Genomic DNA, 26,204 nt, shown 5'->3' with positions numbered 1-26,204 from the left:
AATATCTATAGAGAAAAAACCTGCATAAACTACCTCTTACATAATAAGCGAGCAAGGGCTTTGCCGGAGTTTTATTCTTTATTCCTATATATACATGTAATTTAAAACCATCAGGTTATATTAGGCTGGAGAGATAAAATAGAGATATAAAAAAAGCGCTTAGGTTTTAACCCAAGCGCTTTTTCAAACATTGCGAACCAATTAGTTAGCTAGCATTGCCTTCTTTTCTTTCTTTGCACGGTAGATCTTACGTTCTTCAAGAACTGCAACAACCGCCATGATAGAACAACAAATGATTGCTGCTGTATCAAGTGCAACGAATGTACCCGTCCAGCCCGTTTGACCGAAGATTGGCGTACCGTCAGCAATCATACCAAGACCTAGTTTCGCAAAACTGTCACCGATAAGGTAAGCAAATGTACCTTTAATACCGTCAGCTACCGCAATACCTTGTTTAGGTACGAAACCTACCGCAGCAACACCAATAAGAAGCTGAGGACCAAACACTAGGAAGCCAAGAGCAAATAGTGATGCTTGGTATGCAAAAATAGTATGTGCGTGTTGGTAGAAGCCCAGCGTTGCAATCACACCTAGTAGCGCAATACACGCCACTAAACCACGACGACCATTGATCAAGTCAGAGAAGAAGCCCCATAGACAAGTACCAATCAGTGCGCCTGTTTCAAACATAGTGAAACCAGAAATCGCTGTTTCTTTATCAAAACCAAGCACTTCGTAACCGTACACAGTAGACCACTGGTCAATACCGATACGAACAACGTAAAGGAATACGTTCGCAAAACACAATAACCAAATAACTTTGTTAAATAGTACGTATTTCTTGAAGATTTCCATCTTGCTCATTTGGTTTTCGTTAACCGCTTTATCTTCTTCAGAAATCGGCTCTTCGAATAACTCTTCAGCAGTACCTAAACCGTATGATTCAGGGCTGTCGTTACCCATAGTGAAACCAATAAGCGCAACCACAATGGCAATGATTGATGGCACGATAAACATACCGGCTACATTGCCATCAAAGAAATAGTTAGCACCGAATAGCGCGACACCTGCTGCACCTGCACCACCGATGTTGTGCGAGATATTCCACATACCTAGGAATGTGCCGCGGTTCTTTTTACTCGTCCACTTAGTGATCGTTGAGTAAGAGTTAGAACCACCCACACTTTGGAATAAACCTGACAGTGCGTATAGGCCGATCATCATGTAGAAAGAGCCCATTGACGGACCCATTACCAAGCCAAAGCCCAGCATACATAGACCAGAAAGTAACAGACCTAATGGCAGAATGTTCTTCGAGTTCTTACCATCACACCAGTAGTTTAATGCTGTTTTACCGATACCGTAAGTAATTGAGAAACCAAGGCCGATAGTACCTAATTGCGTCATTGTCATACCGTAATCAGAGATCAGGTCGTTTTGCGCAATATTGAAGTTCTTACGAATAAAGTACATCACCATGTAGCTAACAAACACTACAAGGTATGAACGTAGGAATGGACCAAGCCACATTTTCTTACGTTCAGCTAAAGGTAAGTCCAGCGTCGGTTTTCTTACCTGTGTAAGCAGTTTAAACATGTGAAATCCTCAGATAGTCACTGAAAAGTCGATGCTATGGATGTCTTTTATGATTAATAAGCCAAAGGCTCATCGTTATTACCATAAACATTCACAGTGCAGGGATCACCATTATGGAAAACTTGTGATGAATAGGAGTAAACCAATCAAAATGGATAGGTGATCATGGCAAGAAATTTTATCGACTGGCGACTAGCAAGGCATGAGAAGCACACCTAGAACAACTAGGAAAAATTCCTAGTTTTGGTCAGATAACCGAAAAAGTGTGACGAAGCGCAAATAGCTGATATTCAAAAAGTAGAATAAAGTGAGGCTATAAACCTCACTTTATAGAGATAAGAAACTAATTAACGAAAATTAGTATAGCGGCATTTCATCGGCAACAAATGGGTTCGTTGCGCGTTCATGACCGAAGGTTGATAACGGACCGTGACCCGGTACAAAAGTTACATCGTTACCTAAAGGCCATAACTTGGTTTTAATTGCGTTGATCAGAGTTGGATGATCACCGCGTGGGAAGTCAGTACGACCAATACCACCTTTAAATAATACGTCACCAACAAAGGCAATCTTTGCATCATCGTTAAACAGTACAACGTGACCTGGTGTATGACCCGGTGTATGCAATACCTGTAGGGTTTGATTACCTACTTTAATTTCATCACCGTCTTCTAACCATTGTGTCGGATCAAACGCTTCCGTCATTGGGAAACCGAACATTTCACTTTGACGAGGCAGACCTTGTAGCCAGAATACATCATCTTTATGTGGACCAATCACAGGTACATTTAACGCTTCTGCTAATGGCTCAGTACCACCAACGTGATCAAGATGACCATGAGTTAAAATAAGCTGAGTCACGTTAACGCCTAATGTCTCAACCACTTTCTTTAATTGCTCAACATCGCCACCGGGATCGACAATCGCTGCTTGGTTTGTTTCATCACACCAGATGATTGAACAGTTTTGCTGAAACGGTGTAACAGGAACAATTTGATACTTAAGACTCATACTCGTCTAACATCCTAGCCAAAAACAAAGTGCCAAAAGGATGCCACGATTATATCTAAAAATACAGGTACGATTGTTATTCAATGATTAACCACGCCAGTTACGCACAGGACCTGTATCAATGTGAACAAATTGGCTGCCCGGGTAGTAACCCACACCACCGATATTCAGATCCATTGCCGCTTTGCGGATTTTAGATAGTGATACACCTTCTAAATTGAAATCGATCGCTTGCGCTGTCATGTGGTAACTCTTCTTCGCTACCCCACCACTGCGTTTTGCTAACATCTTATTTGTTTTTGGCGAACGATATCCCGAAATAAGTTGCACGTAACCTTCATGGCCTAAATACGTCTGAATTTGCGAAATGGCATCATATAAACGTCTATCAATACGGGCGACTTCGTTTTGTCTAAAATCTCGACAGATATGATCGATTTTTCTTACAGCAGAACCCACATAGGTTTTACCATTAAAATACTTTGTTTCTAACTCTTCACCAGTATGAAGATTACGAATCAACATATTACGTGGATCTGATGCTTTAAATGGACTCGCAATAGCAATATTAGGTAATAGACAAGAGCCCACAACTGCTCCGCCGAGAGCAAGGAAATTACGGCGATTAATATTAATTTCTGACATACCAACTCATGATAAAAAAGTGCAATTTATTGTAAGAATGCAAAGCGTGTACCAAACGCTTTTTCTGCACGATATCCATCACTGATAAAGTAGTCAAAGACACAAATCACATATTTTTAATATCGAAAAAACTATTTTTTATTTTCAGGTAGTTATATGCATTAGTAATTGTAAGCAGAAATTAATGAACTATTTTTTTCTTGATCGCGGTCATACTTATATATATCACTGCGGTAATTAACTAATCCTAATTCATCCACCCATGCTGTCTGATAAATTAGATCAACAGGTACAGATTTACCATCTCCTAATACTATTGTTCGCGTTTTTTTACTTCTAGATAAATTATTAAAACGCTGTTCAGTACTACCAGAATATTCTAATAGTACTTTCGCTAAACTTTTCGCCTGTTCGACGCGAATACAACCTGAACTTAATGCCCGTTCATGTTTTTTAAATAAAGAACGTGACGAAGTATCATGTAAATAAATGGCTTGGCTATTAGGGAAATTAAATTTAAATAAACCCAATGCATTTCGCTTACCCGGTTTTTGTCTTAAACGATAAGGAAAGCTATTAGGTGATAATAAGTGATAAGGAATCGAATTAATTGATATTTTTTGAGCACTGCCCCAACCTTTGATCACCTCATAATTATTTCGCGATAAATAACTACGATTGCGTCGCACTTTCGGCATTATGTCTTTCTTCATGATCGAATTTGGCACGTTCCAATACGGATTAAACACCACAGATTGAATATCCGAACCCATCATCGGTGTTTGCCGTGACGGACGCCCCACAATCACTTTACTACCTAGAACTTTCTCACCATTAAGCCATAAGTTCATATAATAACTAGGAATATTCACTACAACGCCCGTTTTAGGTGTCACCGACCATAATCGTAACCGTTGAGCATTAAGCGCTAACAAACGAATACGTTGCTTCAAACTTAACGCTAACCATTGCTGGGTTTGTGGCCCAATAACGCCATCAGCTTTTAAACCATGACGCTCTTGAAAACGTTTAAGCGCAATCACCACCGAGCCAGATAACCGCTTACGCTTTTGGGTACGAATCGTGCTCGCTTCAGAGGGTGTCATGTCTCCCAAGGTTTCCAACACAGTAATAACACCGTCCATATTTTTGACGTATTGCCCTGGGCGAATTGTGCCTTTAAATAAAAATACCGGCCAGCGCATATCTTTTATTTCATTTAATTCATCTAACGCTGCAACTAATTCAATATATTCATCATCGTGAGGTTTTAAACGGGAAATAAAGTAACGTAATCGCTGTTGTTCGTGGTTATGTAAAAGTTCTTCAATAAAAGTATCAGAAGGTAACGGGAATATTGTGGGCGGTGTCTCACCAAATAACCATAAGTTTCCTTTTTGTTGGATACCTTCAATAAATCCCATATATGCGAATAATGTATCAGTAGCTAATACATCGTAATCTCGCCAATCACTATTGTTTTTAAATCTTTTTAAATTGTGATAACGACGTGTTAAATCAGAAGAGATATTAGTCAGCGATAATAAACGAAGCTGTTCTTCAAATTCAGCAATAGCAATTTGATCTTGCCATATTTGACCATATCCGATCGTTAAATATAACTCTGCCAACTTATCAATATAATGAATACCAGAAACATTCTTAGCTATATCTTTTACCCAACCTTTAGCTATTTGAAATTGTTGATTTATAGCTTGGTTATTAGCAAAGATCTCTTCATCGGGTGAATTCATTAATTCAGAAGTAATAATCGTCTTATCTTTTATAACAATAGGTTTACTTTCTGTCTCTGAATGAGTCGGCAGATCGGATGAAGCGGAAAGGTTTATAGGCACTAAACATAACACAGAGGTAAAATACCAATACTTATAAACAGTCATCGAAGCCCCCTAGCACTGCTTCTGCTATTACTAATAATAGTATTTAGAGCATTAAATGTAGACGCTATTTGATTAAAGTGAATAAGATCTTTAAGACTGAAGCTCAAACAGAATGATTAACTAAAACTAACGGGTATCCATTACAAAAAACAACGCTATTTCTTATTTGTAAGAAACAGCGTCATTATTTATAGCAAGGATTAATCTTTAAAAGAGCCGCGCCGCAGCGACAAAGCGTTTAAATAAATAACTGCCAGTGGTTATCCCACATAATCGTACTTTGTTTTATCTTTGCTTGTTGCTTGGTATCAACACTAACAATTTTCCCCGCACCAGAGCCCACAATCCAATGATGATCTAACATCGCGACACCAGAGGCATCTGTTAATGGTTTAAGAGAAATCAGCTCACGAGTATGTTGATCCCAAATACCGTAACAGTTTCCCCTTGGTGATGTCGCCAACAAATAACCATCTAATGTACCGATACTGGCAATGTAATGATTAAACCGCAGCCACTCTTCATCTTCTGCAATTAACGGCTGTAAAGCTTGGCCTCGTTGATGGGTTGCCACCAAAGGCGCGGCATGTTCAGGCTCGCCACGGTATTGTTGACCACATGCAATGCCACCGTTATCCATCAAACTTAAATGACGGATACTCAATCGTTTATCAGCAAGCTCAGCTTGTTCAACCAATTCACCCGTAGTTTTATCCACATACACCAACGCAGGTTGCATTGAATCAAGGTTTAGCGGTGTTCGCCCTTGGGTATGAACCCCACCCACACCGATGGCTAAGGTTTGATCATCAGCCCAAATCACTTCATGAGGGCCAATACCAAAATGGGTAAATTCAGCGACTTTTGGCAAACCTTGTTTGACTTCGTATACACCAATCACGCCGCGACTGGTTGCTGATTCACCTTCTGTTGCATACAAATACTGACCATCATGAGAAAACACACCATGACCATAAAAGTGACGATGTGGATCAGCGGCACGTAATCCCCACTCTTTACCTGTTTGATGATCAAACACTTGGACATATTGCCCCGGACGACGAGAAAACACCGCCACCAGCGAGCCGTTACGGTGCAACGCAATACCATGCCCTCTTGCTGGCAACATCACTTGCATTAACGGATTACCCGATAAATCAGCAACAACAGCCGCATACTTACCTGCCGCAGTACGGCTACAACCAATGATCTTAGGCTGCTGATAGGATTGTGAAGATAAACCATGTTTTGCATTAGCATCACAACCCATTAATGACACCAAAGGCAATGTGCCAGCAGATGACAAGGCATACTGCAATAATTTACGTCTTGTTAAATCAGTCGCCATCAGTTGCATTAAACCCCATCACAATCCCCAGCTCTGCGGCTACATCATCATGCAGCGCAATCTGAATATATTCCAAACCGTTAAACACATTGATCAGATCACGATAACCTTGTTTGGTTTTCAGCATCACTACCATACTGTTTTGCGTCGGCCAATCTTCTAACAACAATTCAAAACGCTGATTAATACGATTTGCCGTCACCTCATGGCCTGATTCAATCAGCAATGCATTCAACCCTTTACCATTAGCAATATATAGCTGATGCAAGGCTTCAACACTGGCTTTTAAACTCACCATCGACGTTTGTGAACGCCAAGCTTCTGCTTGATAAGGCTTAGGCTGTCCCGGTTTTCCCATTGGACGAGTCAGCTTTTTTAAGATGTAATCAAGCTGGTTATTGAGCGCCCCTAAATATTCTGCCAATGCCAGTTGAGGCGTAATGTCTTGCCACGGGTTTTCTTCCCATGCCATTTCTAACGCTTTCGCCGTTGTCAGCATATTGCCAGTGATGGCATGGGCTAACTGACAGTATTTCGGATCAGCTAACTGTTTTTGCTCTTGGAATAAAAACCACTCCACCGCGCCTAATCCTTGTACCGCAACGCTTTGATCTGCAATCCCTTGGCTGGTTGGTAGGGTTTCCGCTTGTAACAACTGCTTGATCTTTCTACCTGTGGTGTTTTTCTTATCAGGCCAAAACTGCACTTTCCAACCCAGTGCTAATGCCACTTCACTGCCTTTTTCACGCCCTTGAAACTTCATCCAACTACGCATACTTTGCTGCCATGCTTGTTGTGCCGCTTGTAAATTTTCCTCACTGTAACGCTGGCACAATTTCCCCATTTGCTTATCTAATACATGGCTAGATAGCACATAGCCTTTGGCGGCATTGAGTGATATTTCATGCACAGGCGCTAAATTAAATCCTGTTTGTTCAGGATGAACATGATTATCAACCACACTCGCAAACTGAGTTGATAACTTATCGTTATTGGCCTCACCACACCCTGTCAGCAACGTCACTACAGCCAGTGCAACACCACAAAACAGAGATGAATTTAAAAAGGGTTTTGTATACATCATTATTACAACACCTGATTTACAGTGAATCTAAAAATGCCAATAGCGCTTGGCGGTCAGATTTTGATAATTGCAGCACTTTATCTCGGCTTGTTTGTGCTTCACCGCCATGCCATAGCACCGCTTCCATTACTGAGCGTGCGCGCCCATCATGTAAGAAATTAGTGTGACCGTTTACTTCCTCGGTATAACCTAATCCCCACAATGGCGGAGTTCGCCACTCTTGCCCATTGGCTAAAAACTCAGGACGATTATCAGATAAACCTTCACCCATATCGTGCAACAGCAAATCGGTATACGGATTAATCATTTGCTCAGATAACGCAGGACGTTCAGGCACTTTGGCCGTCTTTATTTGCGTACGATGACAGCTCTGACAGCCAATATCAGCAAACAGCTTTTCACCTTTCATTACTTGGGGATCATTAATGTTACGACGGGCAGGCACTGCCAAATGCTGAGAATAAAACTCAACAAACGTCAGCACTTTTTCAGAGGCTTCATGCTTGCCGCCATTGGGTAATTCCGCACAGATAGTTTGTTTATCAGTACAGTTTTCTTGCTCAAACAAAGCGCTGGTTAAACCAATATCACCATTAAAGGCAGCGGCATTTTGTTGCATCAAATTCGGTTGCCCTGCTTTCCAACCAAAACGACCAATCACGGTTTTATTAGCTCGCACATCCCACACTTGGTTTAACTTGCCGCTTACGCCTTTGTTTTCAGCTGCTTGCTCAGCAACAAAGCGCTTCAAGGTTTGCTCCGGAATATGCTCAAGTAAACCTAAGCCAATCATCGGCGGTGCAATACGGGCAGAAAGCATTACATCGTCTGCCATTGGGCCATAATTCAAATCGGTAATAGATAAGTTAGGCTTGCGCAGCGTGATAACTTCACCATCAGCAAACGAGACAGGCACATCGGTGTAAGTTAACGCAATTTTTCCTTCAGGTTTGGCATCGGGTAAGGCAAAGTCTTGTAGCTGATCGCCGTAAGTAGGTTCAGGGATCACACCACTTTTAATTAATTGCTGTTTTTGCTCATCCGTTAAAGCAGGAACACTCATGCGTACCAACATGGATACCGAATTCATATCGTCTTTTTCTGGCGGATGACCTCGCCCATCTTTGATATGACAGTTCTGACAACCATTGGTATTAAAAATCGGACCTAACCCATCACGAGCATCAGTAGTGGCAGGCGCTTGTACCCAAGGATTACGAAAAAAGCTATTACCGACACTAAAATCCAAACGTTTAGACATAGGCAGATTACTGGCAGGTAACGAAAAAGCATTCGCGCCCGTTTTAGGGGTTGTGGTATTACCGCCTGATTTAATTTTGGCTAATTGCTCTTTAGTATATTTTGGTTTTTCAGGGCTTGATTCTGCCAACACACATAACGGCAACAACCCTAACGACATGATCACAGTTGCTAAATGGAACTTCATACATCCACTCTTATTTATTATTAAAATACGAACAAAGTCGCCCAAGGTGCAGGCGACTTATGATTACGATGCATAGAGCGGTAATTAGAACTGATGATCAGCAGTATCAGGATTTAAGTTGCTCACGCCAATAATGCTTGCCGCTTTTTCAATTTCAGCCGTTTGTTTTACTAACGCCATAATCGACTTATTCACCAAGGCATTGCCGGCTTTATTGCCTGCAGCAATTAACTGATCAAAGTGTTGGTTATCTTTCTCAGCAGAATCAACCAATGTTTGAAGTTGAGCACGTGCTTGTACAAATTCCGCTTTAATTTCAGCCGCTGCTTTTTTATCTTTCTCAGCCACTAAATCGTGGATACTTGGGCCAGTTAGCACCTCACCATTTACACGGGTGTAACTACCGGTATAAACGTTAAAGATCCCTTGCTCGTTGTAGTAGTGAGAGTTGTGAGTGTTATCAGAAAAACAATCGTGCTCATCTTCTGTAGAGTTTGCTTCTAATGCCACTTTCATACGCTCACCCGCCAATTCCCCTAGCGACAATGAACCCATACCAAACAGCATTTTACGTAAACCGTTATCCGCAGATTCCGCTAATAGCTCACTACGGTAGTTTTTCGCCTCAGTAGCTGACCATTGTTTCTCCATCCATTGCAGATCGTTAATCAATAGCTGAGAAGTTGCCGTTAGATAATCAGCACGACGATCACAGTTGCCATTAGTACAACCCTCGCCTTTCACAAAATCAGTGAATTTACGATCGCCAGCACCGCTACCAGTACCGTTAAGATCTTGTCCCCATAGTAGGAACTCAATGGCGTGATAGCCCGATGCCACGTTCGCTTCTGAACCACCCAGTTCGTTAAGATCTGCAATTAACTCAGGCGTAATTTTCGCAACATCAATTTCCTTATTACCCACGTTGATCTTCTTGTGAGAAATAATGTTTGCGTTTGCGCCCTCATTCCCAAGCTCATGTTGATAATCTTTCGCCACGTAATCAATCAAGCCTTCATCTAACGGCCATGCGTTTAATTGCCCTTCCCAATCATCCACAATACCGTTACCAAAACGGAATACTTCAGATTGTTGATATGGAACGCGAGAAGCTTTCCACGCTTCACGGGCTGCTGAAAGTGTTTGTTCAGAAGGGTTAGCAACCAATGCCGCAATCGCCTTATCTAGCGTTTGTGCTGTTGTTAATGCATCGCTATACACACTATGAGCAAGATCGGCATAGTGAGTCACAACATCTTGTTTGGTAGTAGCTGCTTGAGCAACAGCAGGTAAAGAAAATAGAGCGACAGCAACGAGTGAGCGAGTAAATGTTTTAGTCATTAAATCATCTTCCTTGTAAAGCATCACTTAACATAACCTAAGAATAAAAATCTAAGTGATAATGGTTATTATTTCGATAGTGTATCAGAACAATAACATTTTGAAACAATTTTGATTCAATTAATGATAACAATTTGCATTGAGTGTTAAAAAATTAGTCAAGTCTGTAAGATATCGCACTTAACTATTAATAATTCACGTATAATCCTTGCTATATCGTATATAGCTAGACATATTGCACCCCCGAGTTATTGCCGCTGTAACATTGGAGATTTACATGGACAAGCACGAAGAAGTTCTGATTGCTCTTCGACAAATTATTCGCGCTATCGATCTGCATTCACGCAAACTGAATAAAAACGCAGGTTTAACGGGGCCACAATTAGTGTTGATGCGTGCCATTAAAGCATCAGGCGAAGAAGTGACTATTCGTCAGCTTTCTAATAACACCAACATGAGCCAAGCAACAGCGACTACCATTTTAGATCGACTAGAAAAACGTGGCTTAGTGGTTCGTAAACGTAGCCAGCTAGATAAGCGTAAAGTGCACACGCATCTAACAGAAGAAGGCAATGCCCTGTTAGACAAAGCACCGCTACCGTTGCAAGACAGTTTTATTTCCCAATACCAAGAGCTGGAAGATTGGGAACAATCGCTACTGCTTTCTTCTGTTCAGCGTATCTCAACCATGATGAACGCCGAACATTTAGATGTTGCACCACTGCTTGAAGTTGGCAGCATCACTAAACAAGAAAAAGTAAACAGCGAGATCGAAGAATAAGCGCAAGGCTTATTTAAGACATGAATAATTGAAGATAATAAAAAACCGATCGAATGATCGGTTTTTTGTTTTATTTAGCTATTGAAAGCAAAACAGCAATTAGCCGTTATAGCCTTTATTTGACGTCAGTTTCGCTAAGCCTTTCACCACGCGGAAGATAGACCAAATCCATACTGCAAGAAGCAATAAATAACCGACAAAGACAAAAGCTAACAACGCACCAAGAATGGATAAGCCTAAACCCCACCAAAACGTTGTAGTGATATTGCTATAGTGACAGGCAAAGATAGTACCTTGCGCATCACCCTTTTTCACCATTGCCCAAATTGCACCAATAATCCAAAAAAGACCTGTAAACAAACCAAGGATCATCAAACCATACGCAATCAGCGCATTAGTTTTTGCTGCTTCATCTTTTGCTGTCATGGTTGGATTAACCACTACTTCTTGTTGCATCTCTGACATGCCATACTCCTAATGTCATCAGTCATTAATTCGCACAAAATTGGCAAAATTTTATAGATGTCATTTTTTACTCGCAACGTCATACATAGACATGTAACGAAATACATAAAGTTATTGGATGGGGTCGATGTTTGTTTGGTAATAATTAACCAATAAATAAAGCTAATTTACAGTACACCACTAATAAGCAATTAGATTAGAGCACTAACTCAAGCCTTTTTTCTGCTTAATGCTTACCGTATAAACCGCAACTAACTTTTCAACATTTACACCGAGTATGCTGCCAATCATTAAACAAATAAACATCACTAAACGATCTTCAGGAAAAATCCAAAAAGAGATAAAGAATAAAAATAGGCAAGTCACGATCATTCCCCATATTCTTCCTTTACTGATATTTTCACTTTCTTCGATTAACTTTTTGTCATGCCACTTTCGAAATAAATTCACTCGTTATTTCCTATAGGTTATGTCTTTTAAATAACAACTGAAAACTAACAAGCAAACATGATTAAGCAACACCACAAATAAGCATTAGAAAAATAATAAGATACACATCTAAAAACGTTGAATAACGAAACTATAAATTACACCATAAGCACATAGTCACCCACGCAATCTCGCCTCTTTCCCTGTAATCACGTATCATTAATTCCTCTCTTTCATCAATGGATTGAACTATGCTGCTGGAAGGTATCGAAACCTTATTAGTGTTAGCGGAAGAAGGCACCATGAGCCGTACAGGTAGCCGTTTGTATATTAGCCAGTCGGCAGTGAGCAAACGGATTGCCAAGCTAGAAGCGACATTAGGCACTAAGCTGATCATCCCTGCGGGCAGGTTAATTAAGCTCACCCCCGATGCTCATGCGTTGATCAAAAACGTGGGGCCGAGTTTTAATGAAATTCGTGGACTGATTTTTGAACATCAGAATTTAGACGATCAAAGCATTATTACCTTAGATTGCTCTGAAACCTTGGTAGCAGGTTATTTGGCTAATGCGTTAGGAACGTATTTCCAAAAAGATAAATACATTTCAATTACGACGCACCATACCCCTGTGATTGTCGAAAACGTGCAATCAGGTAAGGCATCAATTGGCTTTTGTGCCGGACATTTACCTGCGCAATACAGTTTTATTGCCGAGCATTTGATGGATGAGCCATTTAAGCTGGTGTTTAACCAACCGCTGACGGCATTACCTAAAGCGATTGTGGTGAATGATTTGAAAAACCCGTCGAATATTTCTCAGGCGGCGGTGTTACAAAAATTAGGCATTACACCTTTGATGGAAATGGATTCTTATACTGCGTCAGCGCAGTTAGCACTGGCAGGTATGGCACCTGCCCTTGTGCCGCAATCAATTGTGAAAACATTAAGCATTGACGATAAATACTGTTTTGAATTTGCCGAGCTTGCTGAACTGACTCGCCCTATTCACCTGATTTATCGTCAAAATAGTTACAAGCTCCCAAGGGTTAAAAACCTAGTTGAAACCATTGTGGATGCTGTTCCCAAAGCAGTTTGACCGCCATAATCATCGACATAATGATCACCATTGGGCGAATGAATTTTTGCCCTTTGTTAATTACAATATGTGCGCCTAATCGTGCACCTATAAAACCACCCGCTGCCATCACTAAGCCTAATTTCCATAACGGTAGCCCTGCGATAATAAAGAAGATCAATGCCGCAATATTAGAGGTGAAGTTTAAAACTTTGGTTCTTGCGGTAGCTTCTACTAAGCCAAATTTGGCAATGGCGACAAAACAGATGGTAAATAATGAGCCTGTTCCGGGACCAAAGAAACCATCGTAAAAGCCGATTGATGTGCCCACTGCGAAAGCAAACATGGCTTCAGATAATTTCGGTTCGCCTTGTGGTTTACCCACGTTAGGACTTAATAAGAAATACAGCGAAACAAAGATCAATAATACAGGGATCAGGCTGGTTAATATCCCTGCATCTATGTGTTGTACTGACAATGCCCCGACTGCTGAGCCGATAAAAGTACAAGCGATAGCAAGGCGCATTTCACTAAGTTTGACTAACCCATTACGCACAAAATACAAGGATGCGGAAAAACTACCAAAGGAGCTTTGCAATTTGTTGGTGGCAAGCACTTGAGCAGGTGGAATACCAACCGATAACAAAGCAGGTACGGTTAATAGCCCACCGCCCCCTGCGATGGCATCAATAAAGCCTGCTAGACCTGCAACAAAAAACAGTAAAACGAATATTTCTAAACTTAATTCCATGTTAATCAACGTCATAAGGTGGTTCTCAATAACGAGATATTACCTTTGTTGATCATAATGCAATAGCGAAAAACAAGACGACAACCTATTCCTATTTGGAAACGGTTGCCGTGATTGTTTTATTGGGCTGTATTACCAGCTGTTTATATTTACAAGCTAGATTGAGAGGCTATCTGCGGTTGCGACACATTTCAGCAGGGAACGAAAGCTGCACCATCACATAGCGTTTGAAGGTTTCTTCATATGGCTGATCATCGAGGGCTTTTTGCATACACAATAGCCATGCGTTTTTCTCTTCAAGCCCAATGTCTAAATGACTGTGCGCCCCGGGGATATTCATTGAACCGTAGATCTCTGCATAACGGGAAGGTCCACCCATCCAGCCAATAAGAAAAGTGGTTAATTTAGCTTTGGATTCACTGAGATCAGGGTTATGCATGGCACGTACTTTAGCAGCGACGGGAATGGTATCCATATAATGATAAAACGCATCCACCAGCTTTTTTACGCCTTGCTCACCACCAGCGGCTTGTAAGGTACTATCACCTACACCATAAACTGGGGCTTGGGTTTTCTTTACGCCTGAGATCTCATCTTGCTCTGGGTATTCTGAATTGTTCAAACTCGACTCACTGTCTTTTACTGTCCTCGTTTGTTTTATTATATCTAAAAATAATAAAGAGCCTTGCTATCGGCTCTTTATTGTTTAGTTTCTGTTAGCAAAATCACGCCTTAGCTAACATGAATTGGCCCACTGAATGAGGTAACAGGTGGCACTTCGCCTTTGTGTTTTTCAATATCGACCACTACTGTATTGGCGCTGGTTGCTTGCGCTAACTGAGAGGTCGGTATATCAATGGTCACGGTATTTGGATCGCCATACGTATCTATTGCGCCTATGTCGTTATTGAGTGGTCCAAACCATGCCCCTTCATAGATACGAATAACCCCTGTTGGGTAATCATCTGAAAGCACTGCCCCTGCTAATAATTGCCCACGATCGTTAAAAACTCTGACGATATCACCGTCTTTGATGCCTTTTTTCTTGGCGTCGTCTGGGTTGATATAAACAGGCTCATGCCCTTTCACCGCATAGGTATTACGAAAATCTTCCGAGTCACACATTTGCGAGTGCAAGCGTTTGTCAGGATGGCACGATTGCAACCAGAATGGGAATTTGTCGGATTTAGGCCCACCATGAGAGCGTTCTTCTTTCTCAAACCACATAGGATGCCCTTGGCAATGTTCGTAGTTATAACGGGCGATTTTACGGCTGTAGATCTCAATAAAGCCTGATGGTGTTCCCAAGGAGTTGATTTCAGGATCGTCTCGGAACGCTTGGTGGCTAACGTAGGTTTGATCGGTTTTAAAGCCTGCAAAACCCTCTTTCCAAAACTCATCAAATTCTGGCATTGGATTTTTATCTTTATTAGCATCACGGCAGTTGTTGTACAGCTCTTTGATCCACTGAGTTTCATCCATGCCACGAGTGTATTCTTTGCTTTTGCCAAAGCGTTTACACAGCTCGGTAAAGATAGCGAAATCGGTTTTCGATTGATAAAGCGGATCAACCAATTTGTGCATGGCTAACACGCCTGCGGTGGAGTATGTGCCGTATTGGTCAATATCATCACGTTCAAACTGGGTACAAGCAGGTAGTACAATATCGGAGAAACGACAGGTAGGCGTCCATGTGTAATCAATATTGACTACGGTTTGCAGTTTTCTGAACGCCTCTTTCATCCGGTTACGTTGTTGATGGTGATTCCACGGATTACAGCCGCTAAATATCATCATTTTAATATCGGGTAATACCACATCACTGCCGTTAAATTTGATCTTCTTACCCGGCTCCATAATGGCATCAATCCACCGAGCGACAGGAATGACCGAGCTATAACCTTTAAAGTCGTTGTTGTTCCAAATCGGGACTTGCCCTTCATCAACGTTACGTGGAAAGCCCCCCGGCCCTGCTGCGGTACTAAATGGCAGACCAACACCACTATAAAAGTGCGAATAAGAAATACCGCCCCCCGGCAAACCAATTTGCCCAATCATGGAAGCTAACACTGCCCCCATCCAATAAGGCTGTTCACCGTGTTGTTGACGTTGTACCGCCCAGCCAAACATCAGCATGGTTCTGTCTTTGACTAAGCGACGGGCAAATTTACGAATATCATCGGCTTTCACGCCACAGATTTTCTCTGCCCATTCTGGTGTTTTCTCAGTTTTATCTGCGCCTGTTCCCAATAAATACGGCAAGAATTCATCAAAGCCTAAGGTGTAGGTTTCAAGGAACTGTTTATCGTAGAGGTTTTCTTTATACAGGGTATGGGCGATCCCTAACATAAATGGCACATCGGTTTGTGGATTGACATATTGATGTTCACAACCGAAGTATTTTTGGCTTTTCGACACCACGGGATCAACCGATATCATGGTGAGCTCGCCTTTAGCGACTTTATCTTTTAATTGGGCGTAATAGCCATAGGCATCGTGACTTTCACATTGCCAACCGATTTGCCCGTTTTTGATCGGATCACTCGACCACCAAATCAAGGTTTTGGTGTCTTTTAAAATGGTTGTCCATGTGGTGGCTTGAGCATAAACCTCCGTTGAACCTAACACGTAAGGCAAAATAACTTGTCCTGCCCCAGTAGAATAATCCCCGACCTTTTTAATGAAGTTACCATGCATCCCCACAGCGCGTTGCATGTGTGAGGTACAGCTTTGAAATTGCCCTGTTTCACGCCAGCCTGTTTGCCCAGCATGGAGTGCCCAAGGACCATAATCTTTTTGGATCCGTTGTAGCTCTTGGTAGAACAGATCGAGTGCTTCATCCCACGTGACGCGTACAAAACGATTGCTGCCTCGGGTTTCGCCACTGTATTTATTTTTCTTAAGCCAATCTAACCGCACCATCGGATAACGGATTCGGGTTGGGCTATATATCATCCCTTTGATGCCGTTAAGCATGTCTGTTGGGTGTTTATCGAGATCAAAAGGTTTGATTTCAGCGACTTTCCCATCATAAATACGGGCTCTGAATGCCCCCCAGTGTGAACCTGACACTTTCCATATGCCCGGAGGCTCAGTAGATTTGGTCACTTCTTCTGCCGCTTTGGCAACTTGCATTAATAATCCAGGACCAATAACGGAAGCTGCGCTTGTGGTTGCTAAACCTTGCAAAAATTTACGCCTACTCAGTGACATAAAAAATTCCTCACGATTAAAACGTAAAAAGGTTGCTTAGCACAGAGAGGTAAATGCTAAGCAACCTTTAGTTTGATTAATGTTCAGCTTGTGAAAAGTTGGACGAATGATTTTGTAAGTACTTCAATACAATTGCTTCGCTATCGGTATCGAAATTCACAAATGCGAGCATACCATTGAACATGCCAGGCCAAGTGTTTGCATCAAAATGGTTTTCTGCTGGCTGGGTATGACACACGCTACAGTTAGTGTTATATGCCGATTTTGCTGCTGTCCAAATCGTATTGATATCACTGACAAAGTTCTTTTTCTCTACCCATAAGGTAGCCGTCACTTTTTGCCATTTAAGCCCCGTTACGTCGTCTTCTTTTTGATCAAAGCCTTTCACTACTTCTGGGCTTTGTGCTGCGTTTTTACTTAATGCTGCGACTGGAATATTTAATCCGAAATCTTGGTTGATCACCCGACCAAAGCCTTTTTCTTTACGCCAACCATTAAGTTCAATTTGCAGCATGTCATCTTTGATATCGACGACTTTCACCGCTGATGCAGGCTCTAGCTGACCGCCATCTTGCGATTTCGCCGCATCTTCAAACATTGGGGTGAATTGGATACTGTAGTAGGTTTCTCCTGTTGAATAGTCAGTACTGTGAGATGCTGACGCTAAATCTGAACCAATCCCACCCGATGACGCCATATTGGCAGGAAGATGATGTGCTATGCCTTTATGACAGTCGATACAGCTTTGATCTTTTACTGCTGCTTGCTTCATTTGAGCTTGCGCACGTAACGACATTTCATCCCATTTCATGCTGGCGTAACTGTGACAACTTTTACATTCTAGCGAGCCATTAGCAGCGAAACGTTTCCACTCATGCTGGGCTAACTCTAAACGTTTTGCTTCAAATTTTTCAGGGGTATCGATGGTGCCGACAATAGCACCGAACACCTCTTTACTTGCCTGCATTTTACGGGCAATTTTGTCTGTCCAATTATGAGGAACATGACAATCAGGACAGGTGGCACGCACACCTGAATGGTTTTCCCAGTGTACCGTCCCTTGTAATTCGGGGTAGACAGTATCTCTCATGGAATGACAGCTAATACAAAATTTCTCGGTATTGGTCATTTCGAGTGCGGTGTTGAATCCCCCCCAAAAGATCACCCCCGCAATAAATCCACCTAAAGCCAACACGCCCAAACTTATCTTGGTTGCTGGACGCCATAACGTTATCCAATATTTTTTTAAGGATGACTTCATTATTTACCTACCCATTTTTATTGAAGGTTGACGAATGCTTAGCCATGCCCTGGTGGGCCGAGGAAAAACACTTGTAACGCCCAAATAAAAAAGCCGTATCCGCTAACAAACATCACGGATAAAATAGGAAACAGTAGAACAACAATGAAAAGAAATGCGCGCCATTCATAGCGACCTTTCTCTTTATCATCAATTTCATCACTATACATTATTGCTATCTCACTTAATCAGTAAGCCCTTATATTCCTAAAGGGCTTGTTGAGTGCTCAAAGTGAATTATAGTCAATGGATTTACAGTTCATTAACAAAGCAGTCAAAAAGCGATCCGTCGCACAGTATTGCCAGCTCTGTTTTTTCTTGCCTTTGTTGCTAACTAAATATTTTAGATACAAAAAAAGGCCAGCATTGCTGCTGACCTTTGTATTGACGCACGAAGCAAATTATTCGGCTTCTTCAATCTCTAATACGGTTTGGACTGGAGTTTCGATCTTTGGTGTATTACCGAAACCACGCAAGCCCACCACGTGTACGTGTTCGCGATCTTTGAAAATCTTACGTACCAGTTTGTAAGTTGTACCCTTCTCTGGACTGATATTTTCAGGTGCCGCAATCAATAGCTGCATGTCTAGACGTTCACAAAGCTCAAATAGCGTTGCGATTGACTTACCATCAAGACGCGCTGCCTCATCCAAGAACAGTAGACGACAAGGAATGATGTCTTTACCACGTAGGCGGCGAGATTCTTCTTCCCAGCTTTGTACTACCATCAATAGGATTGCCTGACCTGTACCGATCGCTTCACCTGTTGATAGTGCGCCTGATTCCGCTTGTAGCCAGCCGTCAGTACCACGGTTAACTTCAATGCTTAGCTCTAGGTAGTTACGGTAGTCGAGTAGTTCTTCACCTAAGATCTGAGGTGAACGCTGACCCATATCGATATGTGGGTTCAGACGTTGGAACAACTTCGCAATCGCTTCTGAGAACGATAGACGGTTGTTACCAAACAGATCGTTGTGCTGATCTTTTTGCTCAACTAAACCAGCCAGTAGTGATTCGTGCGTTTCACGTACTTTCACGTTTAGACGTACGCCGTTAACCTGACCAAAGCCCACACTTTGTAGACCTTGGTTTAGCATTCGGATACGGTTTTGCTCACGCTGGATTGTCTTACGAATAATGTTCGCAACAGAATCTGAGCTGATCGCTAGACGTTGTTCACGTGCAGTTAGCTCTTCTGTTAGACGACCAAGTTCTACTTCCATCTCTTCGATAGCTTCAACTGGATCATCGGTACGAATAATATCGTGACGAATACGCTCACGTAGGTGCTGGTAAACCGCAATGTAGAACAGCACTTTACGCTCTGGACGAGTGACATCTTCAGAAGCACGTAGCGCATCACGTAAATCTTCGTTATCCGCCACAGCAAGACGTAGTGAACCTAACGCTTTATCCGATAGCGAACGTAGTTCATCGGCTGACATATATGCCATTTCACGACGGTGTAGACGACGTTCAACATCGCTTTCACGTGCTAGGCGTAATACTGCACACCAACCTGCTTTAGCGTTAACCACTAGCTTACGAATGTCTTGGTAGTCTTTACCGACTTTACGTAGACGCTTCACTAGCGACTTCATTTCTAGATCAACAGAAGTAATTGAACGCTCAAGCTGGCTACGACGGTTACGTGAACTGTGTAGACGCTCGTTTAGCTCATCACGACGTAAACGCGCACGCTCTTCCGCTTCAATATCAGCACGTACACCTAGCTCTTGTAGTTCACGTTCAAATTCTTGAACCGTTTCTAGTTTCGCTTGGTGTGAACTCTTCAGTGACGCCATTAACTGGTTGTACTGGTTCGCTTGTGCTTGTGATTGTTTTAGGGCTTCACGGCTACGGTTACGTGCTTGCTCTGCAGTTGCCAGCTTCGCTTTTAGCTGCTCGTTTAGCTCTGAGCTCTTACTTAGAAGTTCAACCGCATCGGCATAGCTAAAGTAGTGACGACGCTCTGCTAAATCCGCGACGGCGAAGATCAGTGTTTTCAGCTCTTGTAGCTTCTGATCGGCAGCTTCGTAATCAGCTTGTAGCGCATCGAATTGCTCAGGATCAGCCTCTAGTGCAGAGACTAATGTTTCAAGCTCGGCTAACGCTTTACCGTGACAGTCAAGGTAGTTACGTGCTTCATCCATTTGTGAAAGCTGCTGCTCTACTTCTTCAAAACGTGCGGTTAGCGTGTCATCTTCAAGTAGTGTCACCACTGGGTTTAATTTAGCCAGTAATGCTAGACCTTCACGAGCTGCTGCCAATTGGCTGCGTTGCTGCTGTTCTTGAGATTGTGATTCTGCAAGCTGACGTGTGATTTGGTTGCGCTCATCACGGGCTTGTTTTAGCTCCACTTCTGGATCTGGGTTAAATGCCACTGCCATGTGCGTTGCAACAAAGCTGTTGAAGCTTTGGTATAAACGCTGAAGTTTTTGCGAATCAAAGGATGCTTTTGCGTGATCTTCAACAACTTGTTCACGCTCATCACGAAGAATATCTAGGCGTTGTTCACGAGCCGCACGACCAAACAGTGGTACTTTCGGGAAACGTGAGTAACGTAGTTGGCGATCATTTAAGTGAACACAAACAGCATCTTCTAGTTCATCAACGTCAAAGCCGCTGTCATCAAATGCATCTGCATCACCTTCGATGATGTATAAGTCATCTGGGCAATCGTCCAGTGCAACTAGCTTCTCTTTGATGCCTTTAAGATCTGGCACCACGATAGCGTGACGCGCAGGACCGTACATAGCACTGAAATATGGCGCATCATCAATGGTGATGTCGTCGTAAATTTCAGACAGCATAGTACCGCCAAGGGTATCGGCTAATGCACGTAAACGTGAATCATCGCTACCACCTGGTTGTGCTAAACGTTCTATATCGCTATCTAACTGCTTCTTACGTGCTGCTAGTTCATCACGTTGACGAGAAGCTTCACGCTCGTTATCAAGCGTTAACTGCATTGCATCCATCACAGCTTGGCTGCTATCAAGCTCGGCATTGGCTTGCTCAGACAGTTTTTCTAACGCATCTGATGCCGCAATCCATGTTGGTGCTTGTGACTCAAGCGTTGCAATGCGAGAAGCTAAACGCTGCTCGTTGTGACGCATGTCATTACGCTGCTCAACAAGAACGGCTTGATCTTGCTCTAAGCTTTCTAGCGTGGCTTCATGGCGCGCTTGCTCTTCCACTAACGCTAATTCGCTGTCTAATGTGGTCGCGAATTTCTTGGTGTAAGTTTCAGCTAACTCAAACGCTTGACGCTGGCTACGAACGCTACGCTCTAAATCACGGTATTGCGCTTTTAGCTGCTCACCACGATCTGAAATCGCACGTAGTTGACGACCATGATCAATCAATTCACGGGCTTTATCACTGGCGTTAGCACGATCAATAGCACCTGCGATAGTGGTGACAATCGCCAAACCTTTATCAAACTGCTGCGCTGCCGCAGACGACATATCTAGCTTATGTTTAAGTGCTAGAAGTGCTGTGGTTTGAGTATCTTGTTGCTGCTTAAGCTGAGCAAGATACGGTGGCGCTTGGTCTGGTAGCATTTGATGATCGCCAGACAAATCACGTGCTTTTTCTAATGCTTGCAATGCTTGTTGGTATTGCAATGCACGGGTTTGCTGCATGTCTAATGCTTGTTGGTAATCCGCTAACTGCGTTTTTAAGCTATCTACTTCTTCTTCGGTTAGTTGTGATTGTTCTTCAGCCATCGCAAGTTGCTCAGCTGCTTCTTCAACCACCATTACCTGCTCTTCAAGACGCTCTGTTAGCTCTTCAAGATCTTCTTTATAACGCTCGATTTTCTCTGCTTGGCGAACGGCTGTTTGCACAAGTTGCAGGTGATCAGATGCGGCTTGGTAATCTTGCTCTAATGCGCCTTCTTGATCGGTTAGTTCGCTTAATTCGTTCGACATGTTGTTGAACGATGCTTGCTGATCAATCAAGGTTTGGCGAGAGCCCATTAGATCGCCACGTAGGCTTAATGTTTGCTCTAGTTTCTTCTGACGCTCGTTGGCATGACGCATGTAGTCTGCCGCAACATAGTTGGTTGCTTCAGTGATTAAATGCTTGAAGAGATCACGATCGCTTTGAGTTAGCTTGATCGCTTCTAGCGTCATACGGTTTTCACGTAGTGCCGCTTCCATGTCTTGGAAGGCTTTTTTAACACCGGTGTTGTGCGGTAATAAGTAGTCACGTAGAGAACGTGTGATCGCACTTGAAATACCACCGTAAAGTGATGCTTCAATTAAGCGGTAGAACTTAGAGCGGTCTTGGCTATTACGCAGTTTCTTAGGTAATACGCCCATTTCAAACATTTGAACGTGGTAGTCAGTTACCGAGCTAAATGCTTTAAATTGTACGCCTTCAAACTCAGCTACGATGTCTTTTACGTCGTTTAGCTGACGTACACGAGCTTGGTTGTCTGAAATCGTTTCAATCAACACATCTGTTGGTTTGATGTGTGATGGTAAGCCTTGAATTAAGAAAGGCTTAATATCAACTTTCTTATCGCGACCTGCTACTTGCTGTAGTTTAACAGCGAAGATAATGCGTTGTTTTTTCGAGTTAACAACATCCAGTGCTGCGTAACACGCACCTGGCTTTAACTTACCGTGTAGACCTTTGTCACGAGAGGCATTCGAGCTACCCGCTTCTGTGGTGTTACGGAAGTGTAGAAGACTTTGGTCAGGAATTAGTGTGGTGATGAAAGCCGCCATAGTGGTTGACTTACCTGCACCGTTACCGCCTGAAAGCGTTGTCACCAAATTATCAATGTCAAAAGTACGGGCAAAGAAGCCGTTCCAGTTGACCATGGTGAGCGATTGATACTTACCGCGTTCCATTAGCTATTACTCTCCTGTTCCACTTGTTCTGCTTCTGCGTTTTCAAGTGGTTCTTGATTTTCTTGTTCAATCTCATCTAGCAAGCTTGATTGGCTTGGCTCTTGGTGGTGAACAACGGCTTCACCATCACGGATCAAGCGAAGCTGTGCTTCACGAATGTCATCACCAGTACGGACATCAGCACCAAAACGGAATACCGCTTCACTGATACGGAATTTACCGTGATCACCAATCGGAATTAACATGCCAATACGACGTAGACGACGCAGTGAGGTTTTCACTTTATCGAACAGTTTTTCACGATCAAGATCGGAACCCGTTGCACGGTTAGTCACTAATTTCATTAGCTTTTGTTCATCAGCTAATGCCACTAACTCGTCAAACAGTTCTTGGTTAGTAAAGATACCTTCGTGCGCCAAACGCTCTGGGCTTAGGTAGAGGAAACACAGCACTTTACCCACTAACATGTCGATTTCTGACAGAACAGAACGACCAATTAATGAGGTTGAACGTGGACGAAGGTATAGGAAACCTTCAGGAGCACGCACTAATTCTGCGTTGTAACGCTTGTAGAACATCGCTAATTCTTGTTCAAATTCAATCAAGAATGCGTGGTTATCTAAATCTTCACTAGAAATATGGCGACCTGAACGGAGCGCGTTATCCAGTGCAGGGAAAAGTGGATTAGCAATCGCTTTTGCTAACTTTTCCGGCATGAATTCTTCAATATTTGTCAATGACATGAGCTTGTACCTTGGCTCCGTATTCGTTAATTGCTTCCCAATCCGGCTGAATAGCGTTGAAATCCGCTTCCGAGTATCCCATTCTGACTGCTTGATCAATCACGATCCTTGCCAAGTCAAAATGCTGGGCAAATGGGTGTTGAGCCAAATAATCTTTAAGAAGTAGGCTTAAGTTAATTGGGGCGCCAGTTTCCTTATGCGCTTGAAGCATTGCTGCGACTTTTTCAGCCAAAATATCGTTGACTAAATCCAGCTCTTCAAATTCCATCTCAGCAGGAACAATACCTGTCACTTCGTCATCACGAAGCACGAGTGCTTCATCACGCATGTCTAATAGACGTTCTGCATCGGCATAGGTCAGTAGCCATGGCGCATCAAAATAATCAGTAACCGATTGACGTAAACGCTGACTAAAGGCACGGTTCTTATCCATGTCGATAGCGGTACGAATGAATTTATGTACGTGGCGGTCATAGCCAATCCATAAATCAATCGCTTGCTGACCCCAGCTGATAATACGGTCGAGTTTCATTTGCAGGATGTAAATCATTGCATCAACGAAATCGAGATCATCGTGACCTTGGGTCGCTTCTTGAATGGTCAATAATTGTGCTTGTAGCTGATCGCCTGCTGCTTGCAGGGTATCTTGTAGCTCTTTAAGCGTTGATGAAGTTTCATCAAGTAATTGCTCACAGCTACTGATCGCAGCACGCCAGTCTTGGTTTAACAACTCAGCAATGTCGACTTTCACTTGCTGCTGTTGTTCATCCATGGTGCGCTGGTTTAAATCGATACGGTCGAAAATTTCAGCTACTGAATATTTCAATACGGCATGAACGTTCTGACGCCAGTGTTTTTCATCACCGCCTTCTTGCGCTGCTGTCGCGGCTTTATTAATTTCGTCTGCCACCATCGCTAACTGAATAGATAGCTTAAGTGTTGAGAATTCACGTTGACGAACGTAATAATCAGTAATGCCAAGTGCCAGCGGGCTTAAGCGGTAAATACTAGCGCCATCGGTCACTTCACTGGTAAAACGCGAAATTAATCGTTGTCTTACCAATTCGTTAATGGCGTTGTTGGCGCGAAATGCCAGGGTTTCTTTTGACTGGCCGAACATGTCGCTTACGATGCGAAATGCGTCAACCAGTTCTCCTTCCCCTAATTCTTCATCAAAGCGATCACCGCTTAATACGGCAATGGCTAACAAGAACGCCAGCCGTTCCGTTGGTAGGTTTAAAGCAAATTCATTCTGCTTTACCCAGTTAACCAACTCAGGAACCGTCTGGGTAACTTCACTCATCCCTTGTCCTTATTGCTGTTATTTGTATTTGTCGTTGTCATGCTCGTTTCTTCAGCAAAAGGCTTACGGGCATAAACATGAATATAACGACCCAACGACAAAAACGGTTCCTGACGACAGAGCTTTTGCTCCATATCAAGAACTTGTTCAAAACTGTAGTCACCTACTCGGAAGTTTTGCATGTAATCATGGAAGGTACGAACCCCTGTTTTGCCCATGATTTCAAAACCTGCATCAGTAAGGCACTGATATACCTCGTCTGGTTTTATTCCTTTCTGCGGCTGTAATTTAAAACGTTTGCGATGCGGCATACCTTGCTCAATGTGAGTCAGGTTGCCACAAATCAAGTTCTTAAACAGTAGACCGTTGTAGTTATAAAACATCACGGAAATAGCGCCACCCGGTTTCACGTTCTCTAATAGACCCGTGAGTACCTCAATTGGTTCAGCCAGCCATTCCATTACGGCGTGAAATAATACCAAATCAACAGGTTCAGGTAAGAACTCCCCGATTTCTTGTACCGGGCAGTGCACCAAACGATATTGCTCAAGCAAACCGTTTTTAGCAATTTCTTGTTGAGCTAGTGTCAACATTTCGCTAGAAAGATCACATAACGTCACTTGATGTCCAAGTGATGCAATTTTTTGTGACAACTGCCCTAGTCCTCCTCCTGCATCAAGTACAGAAAGTGGTGATACACTGCTAAGCGCGGCGAGAATTTGTTCAATATCTTGCCAAACGACAGTTTGCCGAATCTGCCCTTTTGCGGTGCCATATATGTTTTCAGCGAACTTTTGCGCCAAATCATCAAAATTTCGGTCTTTTATCACGGCTGCTTTACGTTATGATAGCGAATCTAAAAAGTGACTTATTTTCTCACAAGCAGTAAAGGAATAAAGGCTTGT

21 protein-coding genes are annotated in these 26,204 nt (G+C 42.7%); 2 read left to right on the top strand and 19 right to left on the bottom strand.

What is annotated here, in order from left to right; translation table 11 throughout:
- Nucleotides 1-201 precede the first annotated feature (201 nt).
- The 8 genes from uhpT to Q7657_RS15055 all read right to left on the bottom strand — a co-directional run bounded on the left by uhpT (nt 202) and on the right by Q7657_RS15055 (nt 10,373).
- Entirely contained in the window at nt 202-1,596 is a 1,395-nt protein-coding gene (gene uhpT / locus Q7657_RS15090) for a hexose-6-phosphate:phosphate antiporter UhpT (RefSeq protein WP_053988246.1), read from the bottom strand.
- A gap of 357 nt (nt 1,597-1,953) precedes the next feature.
- Nucleotides 1,954-2,607 carry an MBL fold metallo-hydrolase gene (locus tag Q7657_RS15085; protein WP_053988247.1) on the bottom strand — a complete coding sequence of 218 codons (654 nt, stop codon included), beginning with the start codon at nt 2,605-2,607 and terminating at the stop codon, nt 1,954-1,956.
- Between the two features lie 87 nt (nt 2,608-2,694).
- Nucleotides 2,695-3,243, bottom strand: coding sequence for a peptidoglycan L,D-endopeptidase MepK (gene mepK, locus Q7657_RS15080; protein WP_181319787.1), 549 nt, complete (start codon nt 3,241-3,243; stop codon nt 2,695-2,697).
- A 170-nt stretch (nt 3,244-3,413) separates the two neighbouring features.
- Nucleotides 3,414-5,153 (bottom strand): L,D-transpeptidase family protein, encoded by a 1,740-nt coding sequence (locus Q7657_RS15075; protein WP_053988249.1) that lies wholly within the window; start codon nt 5,151-5,153, stop codon nt 3,414-3,416.
- Nucleotides 5,154-5,391: 238 nt separating this feature from the next.
- Nucleotides 5,392-6,510, bottom strand: a complete 1,119-nt coding sequence (locus tag Q7657_RS15070; RefSeq protein WP_498827361.1) for a DUF1513 domain-containing protein — start codon at nt 6,508-6,510, stop codon at nt 5,392-5,394.
- Nucleotides 6,491-7,585: an imelysin family protein gene (locus tag Q7657_RS15065; RefSeq protein ID WP_258178208.1), complete on the bottom strand. Its 1,095-nt coding sequence runs from the start codon at nt 7,583-7,585 to the stop codon at nt 6,491-6,493. Before Q7657_RS15065 ends, Q7657_RS15070 begins: the two co-directional genes overlap by 20 nt.
- Nucleotides 7,586-7,601: 16 nt before the next feature.
- Nucleotides 7,602-9,032, bottom strand: a complete 1,431-nt coding sequence (locus Q7657_RS15060; RefSeq protein WP_107165106.1) for a di-heme oxidoreductase family protein — start codon at nt 9,030-9,032, stop codon at nt 7,602-7,604.
- 84 nt (nt 9,033-9,116) lie between these two features.
- Nucleotides 9,117-10,373 carry an imelysin family protein gene (locus Q7657_RS15055; RefSeq protein ID WP_107165105.1) on the bottom strand — a complete coding sequence of 419 codons (1,257 nt, stop codon included), beginning with the start codon at nt 10,371-10,373 and terminating at the stop codon, nt 9,117-9,119.
- Between the two features lie 277 nt (nt 10,374-10,650).
- On the opposite strand from Q7657_RS15055, the gene Q7657_RS15050 reads away from it, so the two are divergent.
- Nucleotides 10,651-11,154 (top strand): MarR family winged helix-turn-helix transcriptional regulator, encoded by a 504-nt coding sequence (locus tag Q7657_RS15050; protein ID WP_107165104.1) that lies wholly within the window; start codon nt 10,651-10,653, stop codon nt 11,152-11,154.
- Nucleotides 11,155-11,253: 99 nt separating this feature from the next.
- Here the strand turns inward: Q7657_RS15050 and Q7657_RS15045 are convergent, their stop codons facing one another.
- Nucleotides 11,254-11,619, bottom strand: a complete 366-nt coding sequence (locus Q7657_RS15045) for a DUF4870 family protein (RefSeq protein ID WP_107165103.1) — start codon at nt 11,617-11,619, stop codon at nt 11,254-11,256.
- Nucleotides 11,620-11,823: 204 nt separating this feature from the next.
- Entirely contained in the window at nt 11,824-12,069 is a 246-nt protein-coding gene (locus Q7657_RS15040) for a hypothetical protein (RefSeq protein ID WP_146146395.1), read from the bottom strand.
- A gap of 230 nt (nt 12,070-12,299) precedes the next feature.
- On the opposite strand from Q7657_RS15040, the gene Q7657_RS15035 reads away from it, so the two are divergent.
- On the top strand, nt 12,300-13,145 hold the full coding sequence (locus tag Q7657_RS15035; protein ID WP_107165102.1) for a LysR family transcriptional regulator: 846 nt from the start codon (nt 12,300-12,302) through the stop codon (nt 13,143-13,145).
- Here Q7657_RS15035 and Q7657_RS15030 read toward each other — a convergent pair.
- From Q7657_RS15030 to cmoM, 9 genes are all read right to left on the bottom strand, one after another.
- Nucleotides 13,096-13,875: a TSUP family transporter gene (locus tag Q7657_RS15030; protein WP_107165207.1), complete on the bottom strand. Its 780-nt coding sequence runs from the start codon at nt 13,873-13,875 to the stop codon at nt 13,096-13,098. The two genes, Q7657_RS15035 and Q7657_RS15030, sit on opposite strands and share 50 nt — an antisense overlap.
- Before the next feature lie 169 nt (nt 13,876-14,044).
- On the bottom strand, nt 14,045-14,497 hold the full coding sequence (locus Q7657_RS15025) for a group II truncated hemoglobin (RefSeq protein ID WP_053988255.1): 453 nt from the start codon (nt 14,495-14,497) through the stop codon (nt 14,045-14,047).
- A 110-nt stretch (nt 14,498-14,607) separates the two neighbouring features.
- Entirely contained in the window at nt 14,608-17,088 is a 2,481-nt protein-coding gene (gene torA, locus Q7657_RS15020; RefSeq protein WP_107165101.1) for a trimethylamine-N-oxide reductase TorA, read from the bottom strand.
- A gap of 76 nt (nt 17,089-17,164) precedes the next feature.
- A complete protein-coding gene (gene torC / locus Q7657_RS15015) occupies nt 17,165-18,349 on the bottom strand; it encodes a pentaheme c-type cytochrome TorC (RefSeq protein ID WP_107165100.1) in 1,185 nt (394 codons plus the stop codon).
- Between the two features lie 38 nt (nt 18,350-18,387).
- Nucleotides 18,388-18,558, bottom strand: coding sequence for a trimethylamine N-oxide reductase system protein TorE (torE, locus tag Q7657_RS15010; RefSeq protein ID WP_008986796.1), 171 nt, complete (start codon nt 18,556-18,558; stop codon nt 18,388-18,390).
- Nucleotides 18,559-18,789: 231 nt separating this feature from the next.
- Entirely contained in the window at nt 18,790-23,253 is a 4,464-nt protein-coding gene (gene mukB, locus Q7657_RS15005) for a chromosome partition protein MukB (RefSeq protein WP_107165099.1), read from the bottom strand.
- The gene (gene mukE / locus Q7657_RS15000; RefSeq protein ID WP_107165098.1) at nt 23,253-23,996 is read right to left on the bottom strand and encodes a chromosome partition protein MukE; all 744 of its coding nucleotides are present in this window, start codon (nt 23,994-23,996) and stop codon (nt 23,253-23,255) included. Before mukE ends, mukB begins: the two co-directional genes overlap by 1 nt.
- Nucleotides 23,977-25,299 carry a chromosome partition protein MukF gene (gene mukF, locus Q7657_RS14995; protein WP_008986793.1) on the bottom strand — a complete coding sequence of 441 codons (1,323 nt, stop codon included), beginning with the start codon at nt 25,297-25,299 and terminating at the stop codon, nt 23,977-23,979. The genes mukE and mukF overlap by 20 nt, the downstream gene beginning before the upstream one ends.
- A complete protein-coding gene (gene cmoM, locus Q7657_RS14990) occupies nt 25,296-26,129 on the bottom strand; it encodes a tRNA uridine 5-oxyacetic acid(34) methyltransferase CmoM (protein ID WP_053988260.1) in 834 nt (277 codons plus the stop codon). Before cmoM ends, mukF begins: the two co-directional genes overlap by 4 nt.
- Between the last annotated feature and the right edge of the window lie 75 nt (nt 26,130-26,204).

It is taken from the genome of Candidatus Photobacterium acropomis, from assembly GCF_030685555.1.
Lineage (GTDB): Bacteria > Pseudomonadota > Gammaproteobacteria > Enterobacterales > Vibrionaceae > Photobacterium > Photobacterium lucens.
The sequence above is the reverse complement of the archived record's forward strand: the minus strand, read 5'-3'. Positions and strand labels throughout refer to the sequence as shown.

What these genes read in the sequence shown, in the direction of transcription:
- uhpT (WP_053988246.1), bottom strand. Translation starts at nt 1,596, where the DNA reads ATGTTTAAACTGCTTACACAGGTAAGAAAACCGACGCTGGACTTACCT.
- Q7657_RS15085 (WP_053988247.1), bottom strand. Translation starts at nt 2,607, where the DNA reads ATGAGTCTTAAGTATCAAATTGTTCCTGTTACACCGTTTCAGCAAAAC.
- Q7657_RS15075 (WP_053988249.1), bottom strand. Translation starts at nt 5,153, where the DNA reads ATGACTGTTTATAAGTATTGGTATTTTACCTCTGTGTTATGTTTAGTG.
- Q7657_RS15070 (WP_498827361.1), bottom strand. Translation starts at nt 6,510, where the DNA reads ATGCAACTGATGGCGACTGATTTAACAAGACGTAAATTATTGCAGTAT.
- Q7657_RS15065 (WP_258178208.1), bottom strand. Translation starts at nt 7,585, where the DNA reads ATGATGTATACAAAACCCTTTTTAAATTCATCTCTGTTTTGTGGTGTT.
- Q7657_RS15060 (WP_107165106.1), bottom strand. Translation starts at nt 9,032, where the DNA reads ATGAAGTTCCATTTAGCAACTGTGATCATGTCGTTAGGGTTGTTGCCG.
- Q7657_RS15055 (WP_107165105.1), bottom strand. Translation starts at nt 10,373, where the DNA reads ATGACTAAAACATTTACTCGCTCACTCGTTGCTGTCGCTCTATTTTCT.
- Q7657_RS15050 (WP_107165104.1), top strand. Translation starts at nt 10,651, where the DNA reads ATGGACAAGCACGAAGAAGTTCTGATTGCTCTTCGACAAATTATTCGC.
- Q7657_RS15045 (WP_107165103.1), bottom strand. Translation starts at nt 11,619, where the DNA reads ATGTCAGAGATGCAACAAGAAGTAGTGGTTAATCCAACCATGACAGCA.
- Q7657_RS15035 (WP_107165102.1), top strand. Translation starts at nt 12,300, where the DNA reads ATGCTGCTGGAAGGTATCGAAACCTTATTAGTGTTAGCGGAAGAAGGC.
- Q7657_RS15030 (WP_107165207.1), bottom strand. Translation starts at nt 13,875, where the DNA reads ATGGAATTAAGTTTAGAAATATTCGTTTTACTGTTTTTTGTTGCAGGT.
- torA (WP_107165101.1), bottom strand. Translation starts at nt 17,088, where the DNA reads ATGTCACTGAGTAGGCGTAAATTTTTGCAAGGTTTAGCAACCACAAGC.
- torC (WP_107165100.1), bottom strand. Translation starts at nt 18,349, where the DNA reads ATGAAGTCATCCTTAAAAAAATATTGGATAACGTTATGGCGTCCAGCA.
- torE (WP_008986796.1), bottom strand. Translation starts at nt 18,558, where the DNA reads ATGTATAGTGATGAAATTGATGATAAAGAGAAAGGTCGCTATGAATGG.
- mukB (WP_107165099.1), bottom strand. Translation starts at nt 23,253, where the DNA reads ATGGAACGCGGTAAGTATCAATCGCTCACCATGGTCAACTGGAACGGC.
- mukE (WP_107165098.1), bottom strand. Translation starts at nt 23,996, where the DNA reads ATGTCATTGACAAATATTGAAGAATTCATGCCGGAAAAGTTAGCAAAA.
- mukF (WP_008986793.1), bottom strand. Translation starts at nt 25,299, where the DNA reads ATGAGTGAAGTTACCCAGACGGTTCCTGAGTTGGTTAACTGGGTAAAG.